Origin of the sequence: Okeania sp. SIO2F4 (genome assembly GCF_010672385.1) — a bacterium.
GTDB lineage: Bacteria > Cyanobacteriota > Cyanobacteriia > Cyanobacteriales > Microcoleaceae > Trichodesmium.
In genome coordinates this window covers 1-4,184 of the sequence record NZ_JAAHGT010000862.1, presented here as the reverse complement: position 1 = coordinate 4,184, position 4,184 = coordinate 1, and the positions used below count along the sequence as shown (strand labels likewise).

4 protein-coding genes are annotated in these 4,184 nt (G+C 34.0%); 1 reads left to right on the top strand and 3 read right to left on the bottom strand.

The window, feature by feature from the left end; translation table 11 throughout:
* Positions 1 to 361 precede the first annotated feature (361 nt).
* The 3 genes from F6K22_RS34025 to F6K22_RS34015 all read right to left on the bottom strand — a co-directional run bounded on the left by F6K22_RS34025 (position 362) and on the right by F6K22_RS34015 (position 3,066).
* Positions 362 to 517, bottom strand: coding sequence for a hypothetical protein (locus F6K22_RS34025; protein ID WP_293108573.1), 156 nt, complete (start codon positions 515 to 517; stop codon positions 362 to 364).
* 299 nt (positions 518 to 816) lie between these two features.
* Positions 817 to 1,311, bottom strand: a complete 495-nt coding sequence (locus F6K22_RS34020) for a hypothetical protein (RefSeq protein WP_293108571.1) — start codon at positions 1,309 to 1,311, stop codon at positions 817 to 819.
* Positions 1,312 to 1,335: 24 nt separating this feature from the next.
* Positions 1,336 to 3,066: a GTPase gene (locus F6K22_RS34015; RefSeq protein WP_293108568.1), complete on the bottom strand. Its 1,731-nt coding sequence runs from the start codon at positions 3,064 to 3,066 to the stop codon at positions 1,336 to 1,338.
* 195 nt (positions 3,067 to 3,261) lie between these two features.
* On the opposite strand from F6K22_RS34015, the gene F6K22_RS34010 reads away from it, so the two are divergent.
* Positions 3,262 to 3,540 carry a MoaD/ThiS family protein gene (locus tag F6K22_RS34010; RefSeq protein WP_293108566.1) on the top strand — a complete coding sequence of 93 codons (279 nt, stop codon included), beginning with the start codon at positions 3,262 to 3,264 and terminating at the stop codon, positions 3,538 to 3,540.
* The last annotated feature ends 644 nt before the right edge of the window (positions 3,541 to 4,184 follow it).

Below are 4,184 nucleotides of genomic sequence, written 5' to 3'. Positions count from 1 at the left end.
AAGTTTGGCAAGAAAATTCATTTCATAGAGATATTTCCCAGAAATAATTTCACAAATAGCCAGAGAATTTTGCCTGGGGTTTAAATCTCCAAAAACTCTATCTTGATTGGGAACAAAATTCATTTTACAGGAATACTTTTTTCCCAGAACTAATTTCACAAATAGCCAGAGAGTTTTCCCTGGAGTTTAAGTTTAGAGATATTTCTCAGAAATAATTTCACAAATAGCCAAAGAGTTTTCCCTGGAGTTTAAGTTTAGAGATATTTCCCAGAACTAATTTCACAAATAGCCAAAGAGTTTTCCCTGGAGTTTAAGTTTGGCAAGAAAATTCATTTCATAGAGATATTTCCCAGAAATAATTTCACAAATAGCCAAAGAGTTTTCCCTGGAGTTTAAGTTTGGCAAGAAAATTCATTTCATAGAGATATTTCCCAGAAATAATTTCACAAATAGCCAGAGAATTTTGCCTGGGGTTTAAATCTCCAAAAACTCTATCTTGATTGGGAACAAAATTCATTTTATAGAGAAATCTATTTCAGAAATTTAGTTAATTCTGTTTTCCTCCTATTTTATATATCTGATAGCTACATCCTCCTGAACAACAAGATTAATTTCTTCAGGAGTTTTGTTGCTTAGTACTTGAGTCTTTGTGCCAATAATTATCTTTTTACCAAACTCTCGTTTAATTTTGCCAATTATTTGATTAATTCTTTCTTCCGTTAAAGGTTCATAATTTTCTGTAAGCCAATCAATAATACGTTTTGCATAGGCACGATTTAGATAATTAACACCTGATGCAAGTTTCTTTTGAATGAATTATAACTCTTCAGATATCTTCTGCAATTCCCTACTTAAATTATCAAAATAATCGTCAATATTTTCAGACACTAACTGACAAGACTTGGAAAACTCACTCTCATATTTTTTCAGAGTAGTTTCCTTTTGAGCAATAATTTGATTACTTAACGACTCAGATATTCTCTGAACAGCTTCACTTTTTTTCTGATTTCTAGATTTAAACAATCCACTAATCATACTCACAACTGTACTAATAACCCCAATAGCTACAACTGCGACAATACCCGGAGCAAAAAAAGTAAATATAGTTCCAGCTATCAACACAATACTACCAGCTATTTTGACAAAATTGCGGTCAAAAAAACTTGAATCTTGTTCAGTAAAATCAAAATCAAAAGCACCTAACTCGGCAATTAATTGTAATTCACTCCCTACCTCCTCAACCACTTCTTTTACTTCTTGATTAAAGTTTTGACTAGCCACTTGATAGGAACTTTCTAGTCTTTCCTCCAACTCTATTTCCTTAAGTTTTTCCTGCTATCCCTCTTTTAATTCACTCTCATTTTTATCCCAATAATCTTCAGCAAAAGAAGAAATACCATTCAAAGCATCCCCAAAAACAGTTTTAATTTCCTGTAGCAAAAAATCCAAAGCATCCTGCCAAGACTTATCAATCTTTTTCTGAATATCTCCACACTTATTTTTCAGAAATTGTGCCAAATTATCATAAACTTCAGACCGTGCTTTTACCCACTTCAAAGGTTTTTCAATAGCACCAACAGTAGAACCCAATAAAGTTTGAGACCTCCTAATTTTTCCATCCTTAATTAAAGACTCTCTCACCGAATCTAAAAAATACTGTATTCGACTAGCCTTAAGCAACTCATTTTTTCGTTTTTCATCCTCAGTTTCACGAGAAATTTGTGCCGCCAATAACATTACAGGTACTATCCAAAAATAATCATTACCATAATATTTTCGAGCATAACTACGAATCCGATTAATATGTCCGCCAATACCACTCTTGCCCTCCATTTCAAACAGCTTATTTGGATTCTTGAGAAAATGCTCCAACCTCCGCGAGTCTCGCAAATTATATTTAACATTGAACAAAATAACTAAAGGTTTAGCCTTCCTCTTCAACGAACCTAAAAAACCAAACTCACTCTCCTGAATACTATCATTAGTCACCACATAACAAATAACATCCGACTCATCAATAATACTCTTAGCAATCTTCTCATCACTCTTACCTCCAGGCGCACCAATACCAGGAGTATCAATAACCCGAATATTCTTCCATTCATAAATTCGATTAAAACGAGTAGTGCGCTGTTTACCAACACCAATAGCATCCCATCCATCATTAGTAATAATTGCATGAAGGGTACTTTTTCCTGCCTTAGTTTTCCCCATAAAAGCAATACTAAAATGACTCAAAGCACGTTCTTTAGAGCGAAGTGACTCTTTAACACCATCAATTTCTTTAATAATTTTAGCCGTAAGTTCCTTGCAAATTTCCTCTAGTTGACTTGCCACTTCCTGAGCAGAAGTAGCTTCACCTTTTCCACTACTTTTATCCTTTATTTCTTGAATAACTTTTTGCAGATTTATTCCCAGATTTTGCAAAGCTTTATCTGTATGTTTCAAAGCTCTTTCTGCAAATACATAATCTTCCTCCGCAATAAACCCACACTGACGTATTGCCTCATCATATTCAGGTCCAGATAACAAAATTTCCCGGCGTAGTTGTTCGACCTTTTGCTGCTTCCCACTAAAAGTCGCCAACTTATCTACCAGAGCTTTTGATAATAAAGAATCAGCATTTTTCAGCATCCTCGCTCCCAAAGATACCTGCTCCTTATCCCCATTCCCAATAAACCTCGTATCAGCAAAAGCACTAGCTTTCTCTATTTGTCGTTCCACCTCACTATCAGACCAACCCCAAATTTGGGCTACTTGTTGCGCCATTTGTCGTTCCAATGCCGAGCAAAAACCATCCACATAGGCAATACTCAATATTTGTCCCATCGCCTCATTTCTTTGGCAGGGTGCTACTCGCAATGCAATTTCTGCCACAGATAACTGCTTTTCATCCTGAGCCAGAATTTTTTCCATTTCTGTAAGAGTTGTTGTTCCTAGTTTGCTTTGTTCTGCTAACTCATGCAAAGCTTTTGACTCCTCACTGTGAATTTGTTGGTCAGCACAAACCATCTGAGCTACTAATAGAAATGGGTAGTCTAGGTCTTTATTCAGTGGCTGTTTCATCTCAAAATAGCGATCGCCTACAGAGTAATTCTATTAATTCAAATAAGCACTAAGGAATTACACAAAAATTGCATTTTATGAAGCTCTCAAAAAAACAGCAACAGAAAAAGGTTGCACGGGATCAAAAACTTTGATATAGTAAACTTGGTGGGTGCTTATCGCCCATATACATGATTTTTAATTCAACATAAAAAGATGAATCATACTGAGATAGCCGTTACCATCAAACTATTCGCAGCCTACCAAGAAGCCTACAAAGTTCCCGAACTCCAACTAACCCTCTGTGCAGGAACAAAAGTATCCCAACTGCTAGAAAACATCATCAGCCAACACCCCGAACTAGAAAAATGGCGAAATGTCACCAAATTTGGCATTAACCTCAATTTTGTCCCACCAGAAACCATCCTTAAAGACGGTGACGAAGTAGTCCTCATTCCTCCAGTAAGTGGTGGCCTCAACAACTTTAGAATTTAGATATTTTTTTTAGAAAATAGAATTTATTGCGTATATAGTAATGGGTGACAGATATAAAGGTAAATTTTCACCATCAAATGCTACATTCGGTACTCAAAATAATATAAAATTAATAGTATTAGGTACTAAAATTAACAGAAAAAAGGTAACACAAAAAATATATACCAATCTTATTTAAGTTGTAATATTTTGGTGGTAGGTGCGAATAGCCATTCGCCCGTACAGGACTCAGGAGTGAGGAGTCATAATTTTAAATTTTTTAAGTTAAAATTAACTATTATAATGAGACTTCCAAATAAAAAAATATACAATTAACCTGAATTTAGGGAGTAGGTAAATTAGGTATCGAAACAAATATATCTAGTTTAAAAATTGCATAATATATTTTTTTTATTCTCTAAAAAATGTCATAAACAATGTATTTATTGCCGTATTATCTCCTTAAAATAATAATATATGATTTATAAAGTAAATATTAATAACCTGACTTACTTGCTATACTTAAGTTTTAATATTTATTATACAGCCAGCCCCAAATCACTAAAAACTAGGTAATATAATACTTTTAGCTAAGTTTACAAATCAGCTATAAAATTAACTCCAAAACTATTAATCAAAATAGAGCTAAAAACGATAAAAAATAA